The 16,709-nt window shown below is 76.6% G+C and carries 8 protein-coding genes; 7 read left to right on the top strand and 1 reads right to left on the bottom strand.

Annotation, left to right across the window (positions count from 1 at the left end):
* Positions 1 to 101: 101 nt before the first annotated feature.
* Positions 102 to 803 (top strand): alpha/beta fold hydrolase, encoded by a 702-nt coding sequence (locus tag FHU37_RS15820; RefSeq protein ID WP_179814821.1) that lies wholly within the window; start codon positions 102 to 104, stop codon positions 801 to 803.
* 151 nt (positions 804 to 954) lie between these two features.
* On the opposite strand, the gene FHU37_RS15815 is transcribed toward FHU37_RS15820, so the two are convergent.
* Positions 955 to 2,955, bottom strand: a complete 2,001-nt coding sequence (locus FHU37_RS15815) for a serine/threonine-protein kinase (RefSeq protein ID WP_246449918.1) — start codon at positions 2,953 to 2,955, stop codon at positions 955 to 957.
* A gap of 751 nt (positions 2,956 to 3,706) precedes the next feature.
* Here FHU37_RS15815 and FHU37_RS15810 point away from each other — a divergent pair.
* From FHU37_RS15810 to FHU37_RS15785, 6 genes are all read left to right on the top strand, one after another.
* On the top strand, positions 3,707 to 8,095 hold the full coding sequence (locus tag FHU37_RS15810) for an FtsK/SpoIIIE domain-containing protein (protein WP_179814819.1): 4,389 nt from the start codon (positions 3,707 to 3,709) through the stop codon (positions 8,093 to 8,095).
* A gap of 427 nt (positions 8,096 to 8,522) precedes the next feature.
* A complete protein-coding gene (locus FHU37_RS15805) occupies positions 8,523 to 9,902 on the top strand; it encodes an ABC transporter substrate-binding protein (protein WP_179814818.1) in 1,380 nt (459 codons plus the stop codon).
* A 284-nt stretch (positions 9,903 to 10,186) separates the two neighbouring features.
* Positions 10,187 to 11,662, top strand: coding sequence for an ABC transporter permease (locus FHU37_RS15800; protein WP_179814817.1), 1,476 nt, complete (start codon positions 10,187 to 10,189; stop codon positions 11,660 to 11,662).
* Positions 11,659 to 12,615, top strand: coding sequence for a carbohydrate ABC transporter permease (locus FHU37_RS15795; protein ID WP_179814816.1), 957 nt, complete (start codon positions 11,659 to 11,661; stop codon positions 12,613 to 12,615). Before FHU37_RS15800 ends, FHU37_RS15795 begins: the two co-directional genes overlap by 4 nt.
* Positions 12,616 to 12,827: 212 nt before the next feature.
* Entirely contained in the window at positions 12,828 to 14,453 is a 1,626-nt protein-coding gene (locus tag FHU37_RS15790; protein ID WP_179814815.1) for an FG-GAP repeat domain-containing protein, read from the top strand.
* A gap of 497 nt (positions 14,454 to 14,950) precedes the next feature.
* On the top strand, positions 14,951 to 16,693 hold the full coding sequence (locus FHU37_RS15785) for an FG-GAP repeat domain-containing protein (protein WP_179814814.1): 1,743 nt from the start codon (positions 14,951 to 14,953) through the stop codon (positions 16,691 to 16,693).
* Positions 16,694 to 16,709 lie beyond the last annotated feature (16 nt).

The raw sequence follows: 16,709 nt of genomic DNA, 5'->3' as shown, positions 1-16,709 counted from the left end.
TTCGATCCCGAACAGCGAGTGACGTTATCTGACGGGGCGCCAGCCAGTACAGAAGGTCCTGACTCCGGGTGGGTGTCGGAGGGGGGCGTTACGGTGCGGGTATGGCGGAATTCGTGCTGGTGGCGGGGGCGTGGCTCGGGGCGTGGGCGTGGGGGGAGGTGGTGCCGGAGCTGCGGGCGGCCGGCCACGGCGCCCATCCGCTGACGCTGTCCGGCCTGGCCGAGCGGCGGGGAGTGCCGGCGGGGCAGCAGACCCATGTCCGGGACGTCGTCGGGGAGGTCGAGCGGAGGGATCTGCGCGAGGTCGTGCTGGTCGGGCACAGCTACGCGGGCATCCCGGTCGGGCAGGCCGCGGAGCGGATCGGCGATCGGCTGGCCAGGGTGGTGTTCGTCGACTCCGATGTTCCGGTGGACGGCGAGTCGTTCGCCTCCGGCTGGTCGGAGGAGGGCAGGGCGGCGCTGCGGGCCTCGTTCGCCGAGCACGGGGGCTTCTGGGCGCCGCCGACCGCGGCGGGGTACTCGGGCCAGGGGCTGACCGACGGGCAGGTCGCGCGGATCGTGGACGGCGCGACGCCGCACCCGGGCGCCACGCTGACCGAGCCGGCCGTGCTGGCCGGCCCGCTCGACGCGCTTCCGGCGACGTACGTCAAGTGCCTGCTGGACGGCCCCGAGCCGAGCGACGTGGTGGCCGGGCTGCTGACCAGCGAGCGCTGGCGGCTGGTGGAGATGGACACCGGGCACTGGCCGATGTTCTCCCGGCCGCGCGAACTGGCCCGGATCCTGCTGGACGCGGCCGCGGGGTGACCCGGGGGGATGACCGGGGGGTGAGCGGGCCGCCGGGGCGGGGGGGCAGGGCGCGGGGGAGCGGGCGTGGCGCGCGGCACGGCAGGGCGCCGCGGACCGGTGTCGGTCGGCCGCGCCCTGCCGTGCGCCGCGGGGGGCGTACCGCCCCGGCTCAGCCGGTCTGCGGGAGGTCCTGCGGCAGCTCTGGCAGGTCCGTGGGCAGGTTCTGCTGGAGGTCGTCGACCTGCTGCTGGAGGTCGTCCACGTTGCCCTGGACCTCCTCGACCAGCCCCAGGAACTCCTGGATGTTCCGCCAGACGTCGGACACCCAGGAGGTGAAGTCGTTCCACCAGTCGATGCCGGTGGCGATCCACTCCGGCACGGGCGTCAGCCACCACACCAGCACCACGATCACCGCCATCACCAGCAGCGAGCGGAGGCAGCCGCCGGCGCAGCCGAGTCGCATCCGCTGGCGGGGGGCACGCTGCCGGCGCGGCTCGACGGGCTCCGCCGGTTCCCGGCGCGGGCGCGGCTCCGGGCGGCGTTCCGGCTGCGGAGCCGGCACGGGTGCGGGGGCGGGGGCCGGGACGGGGGCGGGCGGCGGGGCCGGCGGGTAGTCCTGCCGGGCGCGGCGGGGGCGGCGGTCGGAGCCGGGCACGGGTGCCTGCGGGGGGTAGCCGTAGCCGGCTCGGTCTCCCGGCGCGGCCTGCGGGTGGCCGGCGCCGGGGTAACCGCCGCCGTCCGGGTAGCCGCCGGGGTAGCCGCCGCCCGGGTGGTCGGGCGCGCCGGGCGCGGGGCCGTAGGGGGCGGACGGCTGGGCGCCCTGTGGGGGGCCGGGGACGCCGCGCGGCGGGCCGGCCGGGCCGGGGTGGGCGCCGGGGTGGGCGCCGGGGTAGCCGCCGGGGCCCGGGCCGCGTCCGGCGTCGGGCGTCTCGCCCTCGACCCACGGGTACACCTCGGTCTGCTCCGCCCGGTGGCGGGCGGCGTCCAGCTGGGTCTGCCACGGGTGCGGCGCGTTCTGGTCGGCGGCCGGGGAGCCGCTGGGGCCGCCCGGACCGGCGGGGTGGGCGCCGGCGGGCATCACCTGCGTGCGGTCCTCCGAGCCGGCGGCGACGGGACCGCCGCGCTCCCGGAAGGGGTCCCCGTCGAGGCCGGCGGAGCCCGAGTAGACCCGGGTGGCGCCGTCCGGCGGGGTGGTCGGGGCCACCATGGTCGGGTCCTGCGAGCCGGGCACCCCGTGGTCGCCGGGGTCGCCGCCGACGCCCGTGCCGGGCACCACCACCGGGGCGGTCACCGGCACCAGCAGGGCGCCCACGGCCGCCGCCGCCTCGATCTGCTCCGGGCTGGCGGTCGCCGCCAGGCCGTCCGCGACGACGCGCAGCGCGCGGGCCAGGCTGACCGCGTCCGGGCGCTCCTCCGGGCGCTTGCGCAGGCAGCGCTCGATGACCGTCCACAGCGGGTCGGGCACGGTGGCCGGGCGGCGCGGCTCCTCGGTGAGGTGGCGGTGCAGGATGGTCATCGGGCCGTCGCCGGTGAACGGCGGCTGGCCGGTGAGCAGTTCGTGCAGCACGATGCCGGCGGCGTAGACGTCCACGGCGGACGTCTGCTCGCGCCCCTCCGCCGTCTCGGGGGCCACGTAGGCGGGGGTGCCCACGAACTCGTGCGCCCGGGTGATCCCCGGTGAGTCGGCCAGCCGGGCGATGCCGAAGTCGGTGAGCATCGGACGCATCACCGAGTCCGGCCCGCCGCCGACCGCCAGCAGCACGTTGGCCGGTTTCAGGTCGCGGTGCACCACGCCGTCGGCGTGGCTGGCGGCCAGCGCGTCGGCGATCTGGGCGGTGAGCAGGGCGCCGCCGACCGGGCTCATCGGGCCGCTGCCGCGCAGGTAGCGGTGCAGGTCCGGGCCCTCCACCAGGTCCATGACCAGGGCGAGCAAGTCGCCCTCGACCACCAGGTCGCGCACCCGGACGATGTTGGGGTGGGTGAGCCGGAGCAGCACCGAGCGCTCCCGCAGGAAGCGCATCACCACGTCGGGGTCGTTGGCGAGTTCCTCGCGCAGCACCTTGATGGCGACGGCCTCGCCGCCGTCACGGACCTCCGCCCGCCACACCGTTCCCGTGGCGCCGCGCCCGAGCGTCTCCTGAAGCAGATACTTGCTGCCGACCGGCCGCAACTCACAAGCTCCTCGCGTGCGGATGCCATCGCCCGGCGGGACGCCGTCGGATGCCATGAAACCGTCATTGCCGTCACACCGGCGCGCCTCCGGGGGAATCCTCTCCGCCCGGGCGGCACGCCTTCCGCCCACCCTACGGTCCGCACCGCCACCTGAGGCGAGGGATCAGGCCGTAGCCGGATGCTTCCCCGGAACCTTTCCGGGGTGTTCCCGGGGGCCACGGGGCGCCGATTCGGGGTGTTCCGATCGCGAACCGGGCGGTTCCGAGCGGGTTCGAGCAGGTCCGGACGGGTGTGGGCACGCGGTCACGGCATCGTGGAGACCTTCCGGAGCCGTTCCCCGGGGCGTGCGCGGGTCGGGGCCCCGCGGCAGGGGGCGCGGGGCCCGAGCGGGTGACCCGCACGGCCACGACTCCGTCGGCGCTGGCCGTCGGCGCCCCGACCCGCAGAACGCGCCGTGGCGCACCGGGGTTCCCGCCCGGCCCGCCCGCCCTGCGGCCGGCGCCCGCCGGCCACCGGATCCCCGGGGGCGCCCCCGGGGCCGGCACGGGGACGCGGCGACGCGACCCGCACATGGCCGAGGCGCTTCCTAACGGCGTACCAGGAGCCGGGCGGAGGTGCGAAGATGCTGCACCTACCCGTGGGAAGCCAGGGGAGCCAGGAAAGCCACGAGACCCGGCACCGCACGCTGGGCACCTCCGGACCACAGGCGGGGCCGGAGGCGGGCGCCGCCAGGTAGGGGAGCTGACGGAATGCAGATCCGGTTGACGGTGGTCGGCGGGTCCGGACGCGCGGCCGACGTGCTCGTCACCGCGCCGGCCGGCACCACGATCGGCGCGGTGGCCACCGCGCTCGCCGAGGCCGCCAGCGGATCGCCCGAGACGGCCGGCGCCACGGCCCGCGTGCCCGCCGCACGCCGCGGCGGCGCCCACACCCCGCCGACGCTCCACCACGACGACCTGCCGCTGCCCCCTCAGGCCCCGCTCGGTCTGCCCCCGCTGCTGGACGGGGCCGTGCTCACGCTGGAGCCGTCCGGCGACGCCGCCCGCTCCCGCGACCGCGCCTCCGCCGCGCCGACCGTCCACGCCGCCCCGGACGGCCGGTACGCCGGGGACGGCCAGTACGCCGGGGACGGCCAGTACGCCGCCGATGGCGAGTACTCCCCGGACGGCCGGTACACCGAGGCGGCTCGGTCCGGGCAGGCCTCCGGCGGTTCGGCCGCCCACGCGGCCACGGCCACCGGCACCGCCGTCCGGGAGCCGGCCCCCCGGGAGCCGCGGCCCCGCCCCCACGCGGCGTCCGCGCTCGGCCGCCCCGGTGGTCACCTGGCGGAGTTGCACGTCCTCTCCGGCCCCGACGCCGGCGGCATCCACCTGCTCGGATCCGGGGAGGTGACCATCGGCCGGTCGGTCGACGCCGACGTGCCGCTGGACGATCCGGACGTCTCCCGGATGCACGCGGCCCTCCGGCTCCCCGGACCGGGCCGAGGGGCCGGGCCGGCGGGGCCCGGCGGCCCGGTGGTGCGCGACCTCGGCTCCACCAACGGCACGACGGTGAACGGCCGGCCGGTCGGCGCCGAGCCGGTGCCGCTGCCGGGGCGGGCCCTGCTGCGGGTCGGCGAGTCGCTGCTCGCCCTGGTCCCGCCGGGGCGCTACCCGGTGGCGCCGGTGCACCCCGACGGCGCCGGCCACCTGCGGTTCTCCCTCCGGCGGGGCGCCGCGGCGGCCGAGCACGACGCCGGCCGTGGGGAAGACGCGGACCGCGGGGAGGACGCGGACCGCGGGGAGGACGCGGAGGACCCGGCCGGCGGGTGGCCCGGCGGCCCGGACGGCCAGGTCGCCGCCGGCGCCGCCGGCGCAGCCGCCGGCCGCCACGGCGTGCCGCCCCGATGGGAGGCGGACCGGGGAGAGGTGGACCAGGAGGGGACGGGCCGGGGGGAGACGGGCCGGTGGGGCACGGCCCCCTCGGATGCGGGCCGGCACGCCGACGCCGGGCCGATGGGGGGCGGTCACGGCCACGAGCCGTGGGCCCCCGCCCAGCCGTCCCACCCACCGCGGCCCTCCGGCTCGCCGCAGGGGCCGCACGCGCCGCGGCCGCCCGAGCAGTCCCCGGCGGCCGACCGTGAGCCGGACCCGGCGCGGGGGCGCGGCCGGCGTCCCCGGAGCGGGCCGGCGCGGATCGCCCGGGACCTGCTCTCCCGCAGCGGCCTGGTCCGACGCCCCGCCGGACGGGACGCCGACGGCGCCGACGCCTCCGCCTCGGACACCCGGGTGGTCCGACCGGGCCCGTTCCCGGACGCCGCCGGCCCGTTCCCGGAGGCCGCCCCCGCCCCGTTCCCGCCGGCCGGTCGGCCGGGGCCCGTGCCCCGGGGACCGCAGGGGGCGCCCGGGGCGACGTCGCCGGTCGGGCCGTACGGCGAGGCCGCCGCCGCCCCGCCGGGGGCACGCCCCACGCCGCCGCCCGTCGCCCCGCGTCCCGACGCGCCGCCGGCGCCGCCGAGCGGCCCGGCCAGGTCGCCGGAGGTGGCGAACTCCCCCGCCGCCCCGCACGCCGCGGAGGTGCTGCTGACCGCGCTCGGCCCGGGCCCCACGCTGTGGCGGCGCGGGGCCGATCCGGACGACGCGCTCCGCCTCCGGCTGGGCACTGCCGACCCGGCCGGCGCCCCGCCGGTCGCCCCCGCCGCCGGCCCCGGTGGCGGGCCGATCGCCGGCGCGCCGGCCGGTACGGGGCACGGCGCCGCGGCCGGGCGGGGCGGGGACGGTCGGGGCACCGAGCGGACGGCCCCCCGGCCGGTGACCGTCCCGCTGGCCCGGGCGGGCTCGCTGGGCATCCACGGCCAGCGCCCCCGGCTGGTGGCGCTGGCGCGCTCGGTCCTCGCCCAGTGCGCCACCTGGTACTCGCCGGAGGACCTCCAGCTGGTGGTGGTGTGTCCCCGGCCGGACGACGCCGCGGACTGGGCCTGGACCCGCTGGCTGCCGCACCTGCGACCGGCCGACGGCCAGGACTGCCGGCTGCTGCTGGCCACCGACGCCCGCCAGGCCGCCGCCCGGCTGGAGGAACTGCTGCAGCGCCTGGCCGAGGGGCGCCCGGCGCGGCGCCGGCGCACCGTCGTCCTGGTCGACGCCACGGCGCGGGAGCTCGCCGCGGTGCCGCTGGCCGACGAGCCCCCGGCCGACGGGGCGGAGGCGGCGGCCGGAGGCCACCGCGACACGGGCGGCCGGACGGCCTGGCGGGCCGCCCCGGCGGGCGGCCCGAGCCTGGCAGACGCGCTCCGCCGGCTCGTGGCGCACGGGCCGGCCGCCGGCATCCACCCCGTGCTGCTCGCCCCCTCCGCCGCTGAGCTGGCCGCGCGGTGCGGTGCCGTGGCCGCCGTGCACGGCGAGGTGGGCACCCAGCTGGAGCTGATCGCCGCCCCGGAGACGGCGCGGCCGGCGGCTCCCGGGGCCTCCGGCGGCACGGGCGGCGCGAGCTGCCCCGGCGGCACGGGCGGCGCGGGCGCCGTCGCAGGTCCCGGAGGCCCGCGGGCCTCGGCCGGCGCCGCCTCCCCCGCGCTCGCCGCGGCGGACGCCGAGGACGTCTGGGGCCTGGCGGACGGGCCCGAACCGGCTCGGCCGGGCGGCGAGCACATCGCGGTGGACGCCGTCTCCGCGGCCTGGGCGGAGCGGCTGGCCCGCGCGCTCGCGCCGCTGCGCCCCGGCGAGCCGGCCGCCTCCCCCGGCCAGGCGCTGCCGGAGTCCGTCCGCCTGCTCGACGTCCTCGGGCTGGAGCTGGTCACCCCCGCCAAGCTGTCCGCCCGGTGGTCGGCCACCCCGGGCGGGGCGGAGGACGACACGCCGGCCGGGGCGGGGGGCGGCGCCGACGCGCCGACGCCCCGGGCGGTGGCGACGCTCGGGCGGTCGGCGGACGGGCCCTGCGCCGTCGACCTGGTCGCGGACGGGCCGCACCTGCTGGTGGGTGGCGCGCCGCGATCGGGCAAGACCGAGGTGCTGCGGGCGGTGGTGGCCTCGCTGGCGGCCGGTGAGCGGCCGGACCGGCTGTCCTTCGTGCTGCTGGACGCCTCCGGGATACGCCGGGCCGCCGCGGGGGCCGGCCGGACCGGGACGATCCCGGCCCAGGCGGCCCGGGGCGACGTACGGGCGGGGACGCCCCGATCGCACCACGCCGACGCCCCGGCGGGGGCGAGCCTGCCCGGGCAGCGCCGCTCCTCCGCGCCGCGACCGGCCACCGATCCGCGCCGGGAGCCGGCCTCGGGACTCGCCGCCTGCACCGACCTGCCGCACGTGACGACCTACCTGGACGCGGCCGACCCGCTGCGGGTCGCCTCCGCCGCCCGGGCGCTCCTGGACGAGCTGCGCCGGCGCCGGCAGGCCGCGCTGCGGGCGGCCACCCCCGACCGGCCGACCGGCCCGCACGGCGCCGCCCGTCCCGCGGGGCCCGTCGTGCCGCCGCCCCGGCCGCGGCCCGACGCCGTCACACCGCCGGCGGCCACCCCGGGGCCGGACGCCGCCGGTGCGGGCACCGCCGCCGGGACGGACGCGGCCGGCACGGCCCCCGCCACGCCGGCCGGCCGGGAGGGGGCGGGGCAGGCGCCGCCGCCCCGACTGGTGGTGGTCGTGGACGACGTCGACGCGCTCACCACGGCGCCGGCGGACGCGGACGCCCGGCAGGCCGCCGACGCGCTGCTGCACGCCCTGGGACGGGTGGCCGAGCACGGCGGCGCGGTGGGCGTGCACCTGGTCGCGGCCACCGCCCGCCCGGCCGACGCCGCCGGCCGGGCGCTCCTCGGGGCGGCCGGGCTGCGGATCGCCCTGCGTGCCGAGGACCCCGCCGACTCCGAGGCGCTGATCCACCGGCCGGACGCGGCGGCGCTCTCCGACGCCCACCCCGGGCGGGGCTATCTGCGCCGGGCCGACGGCCGGGTGGAGGCGTTCCAGGCCGGCCGGGTGGGCGGGCGGATCCCGCGCACGGCCACCGAGCGGCCCACCGTGCTGCCGCTGCCCTGGCGGCGCCTGGGCGAGCCGGCGGCCCGCCGCCCGGTGCGGGAGCTGGGCAACGGCCCGACCGACCTCGCGTTGCTGGCCAGCGCCGTGCAGCGGGCCGCCGAGACGCTCGACGCCGACCCCGCCCCGCCGCTCCTCTGACCCCGCACGGCGACCTCGTGCGGTGCCCCCGCACGGGGCGCCCGCGCCGTGCCCGGTAGCCGGGGCGGCGGCACCCCACGACCAGCCACACCGATCGGCCACACCGCGGCGACCGTTCCTCCACCCGGGGGACGCCGCCGCGACACATCCGGAGCCGATCCCTCCAGCGGAGGTTTGTGCCGGTGATCACGGGCTCATCACGAAACGGCCGCTTAATCCCGGTGCCTTATTGCTGCCACCTGTTGTGTGGGCATAGTAAAAGACGCTGAGACCCACATCACACCGGTGGCATGCCGACCGACCGCGCCCGACGCGGCCGGGCCACCGGCGTACGTGATCGGCGGCAAGGCAACGGGGGCGCGCAGGGCCGGTGGTGTTGTCAGGGCACCGCCGGTCCCGCGGCGCGAACAGCCGAAAGGACTCGCACATGCGTGCAGACCGGGTAGGGCAGCGACGAGGGCACGGGGCGACGCGCCGCGGGCGGTGGGGGGCGGCGTTACTCGCCTCGGCCGTGATGGTGGTCGCGGCGGGCTGCGGCTCGGACGGCGGCGGCGCGGGAGGCGACACCTCCCAGCCCCCGGCCAGCGACCTCGGCCTGCCGGACCTGTCCGGCCAGACCATCGAGGTGGCCGCCATCTGGTCGGGCGAGGAGCAGGCGAACTTCCAGAAGGTGCTGGACGACTTCTCCGCCCGCACCGGCGCGCAGACCTCCTACGTCCCCACCGGGGACAACGTCTCCACCTTCCTCGGCACCCGGGTCGAGGGCGGGCAGCCGCCGGACGTGGCGTTCCTGCCCCAGGTCGGCGTGCTGCAGCAGTTCGCCGAGTCGGGCTGGCTCCAGCCGGTGAGCGCCGACGTCCAGGAGGCGCTGGACGCCAACTACGGCACCGGGTGGAAGGAGCTCGGCGCCTGGGAGGGCGAGCAGTACGGCGTGTACTTCAAGGCCGCCAACAAGTCGACGCTGTGGTACAGCCCCACCGTCTTCGAGCAGGCCGGCGTCACGCCGCCCACCACCTGGGAGGAGTTCCTCACCGCCGCCCAGACCATCTCCGACTCCGGCACGCCCCCGCTGGCCGTGGGCGGCGCCGACGGCTGGGTGCTCACCGACCTGTTCGAGAACGTGTACCTGAGCCAGGCCGGACCGGAGATGTACGACCGGCTCGCCGCGCACGAGATCCCCTGGACCGACCCCTCGGTCACCGAGGCGCTGGAGACCCTCGGCGAGCTGTTCGGCAACGACACCCTGCTGGCCGGCGGCGCCCAGGGCGCCCTCCAGACGGACTTCCCCACCTCCGTCACCCAGACCTTCTCCGACCCGCCGGGCGCCGGCATGGTCTACGAGGGCGACTTCGTGGCCGGCGTGATCGCCTCGGACACCGAGGCCGTGGTCGGCGAGGACGCCCAGGTGTTCCCGTTCCCGGCGGTCGGCGACACCCCGCCGGTGGTCACCGCCGGTGACGTGGCCGTGGCCATGACGGAGGGCGAGGCGGCGCAGGCGCTCCTCACCTACCTGGCCTCCCCCGACGCCGCCCGCATCTGGGCCGGCGCCGGCGGCTTCCTCTCCCCGAACCGCTCGCTGGAGATGGAGGCGTACGCGGACGAGACCACCCGGACCATCGCCCAGGCGCTCATCGACGCCGGCGACGACTTCCGGTTCGACATGTCCGACCAGGCCCCCGCCGCCTTCGGCGGCACCAAGGGACAGGGCGAGTGGAAGGACCTCCAGGACTTCCTCGCCAACCCGAGCGACGTCGCGGGCGCCCAGGCGGCCCTGGAGGAGCACGCCGCCGAGGCGTACGGAGGCTGACGCCGGGTGGGGGCGTCCCGCTGGACGCCCCCACCCGCACGGGCCCACCCGGCGGGCCCCCCGCCCGGCGCACCCGGCCGGGCGGGGGCCCGTCCGCGCCAGGCCCGTCCGCGCGGCGCACCGGGCCGGGCACGATCCCGCCGAACAGGCCGGGCGCGCCCCGACGTGGTCACATGGAGCGAGATCCCCGTGTCCCACCGTCACGCCCGCCGCGCCCGTGGCCCACGCCTCCCCGTCTTCACCGCGTCCCGCCCGCCCCACCCCTCTCGCCGAGGACTGGCCCCATGGACACAGAGCACACCCCCGGAACCAACGACCGATCCCCGGCGGACGACGGCCGGCGAGCCGTGCACGACGTCAGGCCCGGCGATCCGCCCACGCCCGCCGGCGCCGGCGCGCCCGTCCCCACCACCACGCTCCGCCCCCCTGCGGACCCGCCGCCCGGGCGCCCCACCCGCTCCCCCGGCGCCTCCTCGCGCGGCGTCGCGGCGCTCTTCCTGCTGCCCGCGCTGATCCTGCTCGGCGCGCTCGTCGTCTACCCGATCGGGTACTCGGTGGTGCGCTCCCTCTTCGACGCCTCCGGCTCGCAGTTCGTGGGGCTGGACAACTACGGCGAGGTGTTCACCGACTCGGCCACCCTCACCGCGCTGCGCAACAACGCCATCTGGGTGATCGTCGCCCCCACCGTCGCCACCGCGCTCGGCCTGATCTTCGCGGTGCTCACCGACCGGATGCGCTGGGCCACCGCCTTCCGGCTGGTCGTCTTCATGCCCATGGCGGTCTCCATGCTGGCCGCCGGCGTGATCTTCCGGCTGGTCTACGACCAGGACCCGGACAAGGGCATCGCCAACGCCGTGGCGGTCGCCGTCCACGACACCTTCTCCTCCGCCTCCGCCTACCCCGGCGCCCGCCCCCGCCCCGACGGCCCGCTCACCGCCGCCGAGGACGGCTCGGTCAGCACCGCCGGCCCCGTCCAGCCGGACGCCGGCCCGGCCGCGCTGCCGCTGGTCGGCCTGCCCCCGACCGCCCTGCCCGACGACGCCGCGCCCGCCGCGCTGCCCGCCGGGGACACCGCCGGGCTCGCCGGCACCGTCTGGCTGGACTTCGCGCCCGGCGGCGGAGGCCGCCCCGGCGAGATCGACGAGGGCGAGAGCGGCCTGCCCGGCGTCACCGTCCAGGCCGTCCGCGACGGCCAGGTGGTCGCCGAGGCCACCACCGGACCGGACGGCACGTTCCGCTTCCCCGAGGACGCCGGCCTCGCCGCCGGGGCCGTCTCCCTCACCCTGCCGCCCGAGAACTTCACCGAGCAGTACGGCGGCGTCGACTGGCTCGGCCCCACCCTGGTCACCCCGGCGATCATCGCCTCCTACATCTGGATGTGGGCCGGCTTCGCCATGGTGCTCATCGCCGCCGGCCTGAGCTCGGTGCCCCGCGAGCTCCAGGAGGCCGCGCGGGTCGACGGCGCCGGCGAGTGGCAGGTGTTCCGCCGGATCACCGTGCCGCTGCTCGCCCCGGTGCTGGTGGTGGTGACGGTCACCCTGGTGATCAACGTGCTGAAGGTCTTCGACCTCGTCTACATCATCGCCCCCGGCGCCACCCAGCAGGACGCCAACGTCCTCGCGCTCCAGCTCTACCTGGCGTCCTTCGGCGGCGGCAACGACCAGGGCCTCGGCAGCGCCCTCGGCGTCCTGCTGCTGCTGCTCGTGCTGCCCGCCATGCTGTTCAACATCCGCCGCTTCCGGAGGGAGACCAGGCGATGACCACCTCCAGCACCCCCGCGGCGGCCCCGTCCCCCGCCCCCCGCGCCGCCGCCACCGCCGCCGACGCCCCGGGCAGGAGCGCCCCCCGTTCCCCCGGCTCCGCCGGCGCCCTGGCCGGCCGGCTCGTCGGCCGCCTCGGCGGCGGCATCGCCCGGCTGTTCCTGCTGGTCGTGGCCGTCTTCTGGCTGATGCCCACGGTCGGCCTGCTGATCTCCTCGCTGCGCACCTCCGCCGACAACGAGACGACCGGCTGGTGGACCGTGCTGCTGCGGCCCACCGAACTCACCGTGGAGAACTACCGCGCGCTGCTCAGCAACGACGCCATCACCGGCTCGCTGCTGAACACCGTGCTGATCACCGTGCCGGCCACCGTGCTGGTCGTGGCGATCAGCGCCTTCGCCGGGTACGCCTTCGCCTGGATGGACTTCCCCGGCCGCGACTGGCTGTTCCTCGTCGTCATCGGCCTGCTGGTGGTCCCCATCCAGATCGCCCTGATCCCGCTGGCCCGGCTGTTCGGCACGCTCGGGATCTTCGGCAGCATGGTCGGCGTCATCGCCTTCCACGTCGCCTTCGGCCTGCCGTTCGCCATCTTCCTGCTGCGCAACTTCTTCGCCGAGGTGCCGCGCGAGCTGCTGGAGGCCGGCCGGCTGGACGGCGCCGGCGAGCTGCGGCTGTTCGTTCAGGTGATCCTGCCGCTGGCCGGGCCGGCCATCGCCTCGCTGTCCATCTTCCAGTTCCTGTGGGTCTGGAACGACATGCTGATCGCACTGATCTTCGCCGACAGCGGCTCGGCGCCGATCACGGTGGCGCTGCAGCAGCAGGTGCGCCAGTTCGGCGCCAACTTCGACATCCTCGGCCCCGGCGCCTTCATCTCGATGGTGATCCCGCTGGTCATCTTCTTCGCCTTCCAGCGTTCCTTCATCGAGGGCGTCACCGCCGGCGCGGTGAAGTGAGGAGCGTCATGCCTCCGCTCCGGCCGGACGCGGTCCACCGCGCCCGGCCGGAGTGATCGCCTTCACATCCGTCACAGGCCCCCCATCTGTGTACGATGCGCGCACCGCACGCGAGAGGCGACGCGAGGCCCGGTCGCCTTCCGACGGACGAGCCCGCCCGTGCGCACCCGTCTTTCTCCGCCCATGGGGGGCCCATGTCTCTTGGCATATCCATGCCCACACGCCGTGCCCGGCGCGTGGGGCTCCGTCTGGCCGCCGCCTGCGCGGCCGCCCTGCTCACGGCCGGCGCTCTGGGCACGCTCGGCGCCCCGCCGGCCCACGCCGCGACCGCCCCCGGACGCAACGACTTCGACGGCGACGGCCTGGCCGACGTCGGCGCGGTCACCCCATCCGGCTGGGTCGTGCTCAACGGGCTGTACACCAACGTCAACCTCCAGCTCGACGGCTCGGACACCGCGCTCGGCGTCAAGGACCTCATCCTGCCGGGCAACATCGCCGGCACCGCGAAGAACGACGTCCTGGTGCTGGAAGCGCACGGCTCCCTGAAGCTCTACACCGACGTCAGCGCCGACCGGTCCGCCTACGACACGACCTGGCGCGGCACCGGCTGGCAGATGTTCAACAAGGTCCTCGCCCCCGGCGACCTCACCGGCGACGCCCGCCCGGACCTGCTCGCCCGCACCCCGAACGGCGACCTCTACCTGTACCGCTCCACCGGCAGCGCCACCGCCCCCTTCGCCTCCCGGGTCAAGGTCGGCCACGGCTTCAACCAGTTCGACCAGCTGCTCGGCGCCGAGGACCTCACCGGCGACGGCATCGGAGACGTCCTCGCCCGCAACACCAAGGGCGAGCTGTACCTGTACCGGGGCACCGGCGACGCCGCCCGGCCGCTGGCCACCCGCTCCCTGATCGGGCCCGGCTGGCAGCAGTACAGCCAGCTGTTCGCCGCCGACGACCACACCGGCGACGGCGTCAGCGACCTCTACGCCCGCCAGTACGACGGGGACAGCTACTTCTACCCCGGCAACGGGCGCGGCGGCTTCGCCGCGCGCCAGACGTCCGAACCGCGGGTGGGGGACACCGCCGCGGCGGCCGGGGCCGGCGGCAACGGAACCTTCGGCAAGAGCGTGCTGCACGGCCGCACCGCCTCCGGCGACGTCTACCAGTACCTCGGCACGGGCCGCGGCACGCTGGAGCCGAAGCTGCTGCGGATCCTCGGCGGCACCGACTGGTACAACTTCCACGCCGCGCCGCTGTCCGGCCAGCCGGGCGGCGACCTGATGCTGCGGGACGTCAACGGCTGGCTGATCAACATGGAACCCTACGCCGACTGGCCGGACCTCTCCCGCTCCTGGAACTACAACCTCAGCCTCGGCCCCGGTGACCTGAGCGGCGACGGCAGGGGCGACCTGCTCGCCCGGGACGGCTCCGGCAACCTCTACCTCTTCCGCGGCGACGGCACCGGCACCCGCGTCGCCTCCCGGATCCTGGTCGGTGGCGGCTGGAACCAGTTCACCGCCATCACCGGCTCCGGCGACGTCACCGGCGACGGCCGCGCCGACATCCTCGCCCGCAACACCAACGGCGAACTGTTCCTGTACCGGGGCACCGGCAACGCCACCACCCCGTTCGCCGCCCGGCAGCTCGTCGGCACCGGCTGGAACATGTTCCGGCAGATCGCCTCCCCCGGCGACCTCGACGGAGACGGCTACGCCGACCTCGTCGGTTCCACCCCCGCCGGCGAACTCTACTTCTACTCCGCCGACCACACCGGTGGATTCAAGCCGCGCGTCCGCATCGGCAACTCCGGTTGGAACGCCTATGTCCGGCTCTTCTGAGAATCGGCCGCCGCTACCCGTCGCAGGGCGGCGAAATAGCCGACAAGGACGCCCCCGCCGCTTCCCCGGAAGCGAAAACCGTCCGGCGCATGTCATCAGGGGCGGTTAAGCCGCTGCCGTCGCACGGGAGCAGCCCAACCGCCCCTTTTCGATCCCGGCCGCCGCATTGTTCCTGTACCGGTGCGCCGGCAACTCCGGCACGCCGTTCGCCGCCCGGGTGCGGATCCGCGCCGGCGAGCGGCCCGCGACGCCCGCCGGGGACAGAAGGTTGCCCCGAATACGGGTGTCCCACGACACAATTCGATATCCCCGCGTCCGGCAGAAATCCAGGCTCCGGCCGCGCCCCACCGCCTCTGTAACAAGCGGGCAACCGAACATCCCCCTCCCTTCCACGCGGCAGGTAGGCGGGAGTTAAGCTTCAGCAGCCCGCACGCGAGGCACTGGCCGTTTCCGATCAGCGCGTGCGCGGCATTTCCATTCTGCCCAGGGGGGCCACATTGTCCACACCGCTGTCCACGTCCGCGCACCGCGCCCGTCGCCGGTCCCGGCTGACCGCCATCTGCACCGCCGCGGTGATCGCCGTCGGCGGTTACACACCACTGGCCCAGGCGGCCGAGGAGCCCGCCGGCGCCACGGTCGCCGCCGAGGCCAAGGAGACCGAGCAGAGCGCTCCCGCGCTGCCGCGCCTGACCGAATGGCCGGAGCGGAACCGGGCGGAGGCGACCACCCGCGCCGCCGCCACCGGCTCCCGCACCGACTTCGACGGCGACGGCATCGGCGACGTCGTGGCCCGCGACAACTGGGTGACCGGCCTGTGGGTCAGCACCAGCAGCGGCGAGTACGGCGACTGGTACCTCGGGGAGACCGGGTTCACCGACGTCATCCTCCCCGGCAACATCCTCGACGGCGAGGCCAACGACCTGCTCACCCTCACCGCCTCCGGCCACCTGACGCTCTTCAGCGACGTGGACGTCACCAACCCGGAGCCGCTGGCCTCCTGGTACGGCACCGGCTGGCAGATCTACAACAAGGTGCTCTCCCCCGGTGACCTCACCGGCGACGGCCGCCCCGACCTGCTCGGCCGCCTGCCGAACGGTGACCTGTACCTGTACCGGTCCACCGGCGACTACGCCGCGCCGTTCGCCGCCCGGGTCAAGGTCGGCAGCGCCTTCAACCAGTTCGACCAGCTGGTCGGCGCCGGAGACCTCACCGGCGACGGACTCGGCGACGTCCTCGCCCGCAACACCAAGGGCGAGCTCTTCCTCTACCGCGGCACCGGCGACGCCGCCAACCCGCTGGCCACCCGCACCACCGTCGGCGCCGGCTGGGCCCAGTACAACCAGATCTTCGGCGTCGACGACTTCGACGGCGACGGCGTCGCCGACCTGCTGGCCCGCCAGTACGACGGCACGATGTACTTCTACTCCGGCAACGGCGCGGGCGGCTTCGCCGGCCGGTTGCTGCTGGAGGAGGGCTGGCAGGGCCCGCAGCTGGCCGGCGCCGGCGGCAACGGCTACTTCGGCAAGAACGACTTCCACGGCCGCACCTCCGCCGGCACCCTGTGGTGGTACGTCTCCAACGGCGACGGCACGCTGCAGCCCCGGCAGGACCTCGGCGCCGACTGGGGCTCCGACAGCTACCTGGTCTACGCCTCCGCGCTCACCGACTTCATGCCCGGCGACGAACTGGTCCGCTACAACCCCACCGGCGAGCTGTACGCCTACTGGGACGGCTCCCTGGTCGGCCCGGGCTGGAACGCGATGAACCTCATCATCGGCCCCGGCGACCTCAACGCCGACGGCAAGGGCGACCTGATCGCCCGCGACCGCTCCGGCAACCTCTACCTCTACCGCGGCCAGGGCACCGGCAACTCCTTCGCCTCCCGCATCCTGATCGGCGGCGGCTGGAACATGTTCGACCGCATCGTCGGCTCCGGCGACGTCACCGGCGACGGCCGCCCCGACATCCTCGCCCGCACCTCCGCCGGCGAGCTGTTCCTGTACCGCGGCACCGGCAACTCCACCGCGCCGTTCGCCGCCCGGCAGCTCGTCGGCAGCGGCTGGAACATGTTCCGCAACCTCACCTCCCCCGGCGACCTCGACGGAGACGGCTACGCCGACCTGGTCGGCTCCAACTCCGCCGGCGAGCTGTACTTCTACTCCGCCGACCACACCGGCGGCTTCAAGGGCCGGGTGCGCATCGGCAACTCCGGCTGGAACGGCTACACCGGCCTGTTCTAGCCCCGCGGCGGCGCAC

The organism is Allostreptomyces psammosilenae, from assembly GCF_013407765.1.
GTDB lineage: Bacteria > Actinomycetota > Actinomycetes > Streptomycetales > Streptomycetaceae > Allostreptomyces > Allostreptomyces psammosilenae.
Note: the sequence above shows the minus strand (reverse complement) of the source record. Positions and strands in the feature narration are given on the sequence as shown.

Bases quoted from the DNA above. Each gene is read 5' to 3' on its own strand.
- FHU37_RS15820 (WP_179814821.1), top strand. From the start codon at position 102: ATGGCGGAATTCGTGCTGGTGGCGGGGGCGTGGCTCGGGGCGTGGGCG.
- FHU37_RS15810 (WP_179814819.1), top strand. From the start codon at position 3,707: ATGCAGATCCGGTTGACGGTGGTCGGCGGGTCCGGACGCGCGGCCGAC.
- FHU37_RS15805 (WP_179814818.1), top strand. From the start codon at position 8,523: ATGCGTGCAGACCGGGTAGGGCAGCGACGAGGGCACGGGGCGACGCGC.
- FHU37_RS15800 (WP_179814817.1), top strand. From the start codon at position 10,187: ATGGACACAGAGCACACCCCCGGAACCAACGACCGATCCCCGGCGGAC.
- FHU37_RS15795 (WP_179814816.1), top strand. From the start codon at position 11,659: ATGACCACCTCCAGCACCCCCGCGGCGGCCCCGTCCCCCGCCCCCCGC.
- FHU37_RS15790 (WP_179814815.1), top strand. From the start codon at position 12,828: ATGCCCACACGCCGTGCCCGGCGCGTGGGGCTCCGTCTGGCCGCCGCC.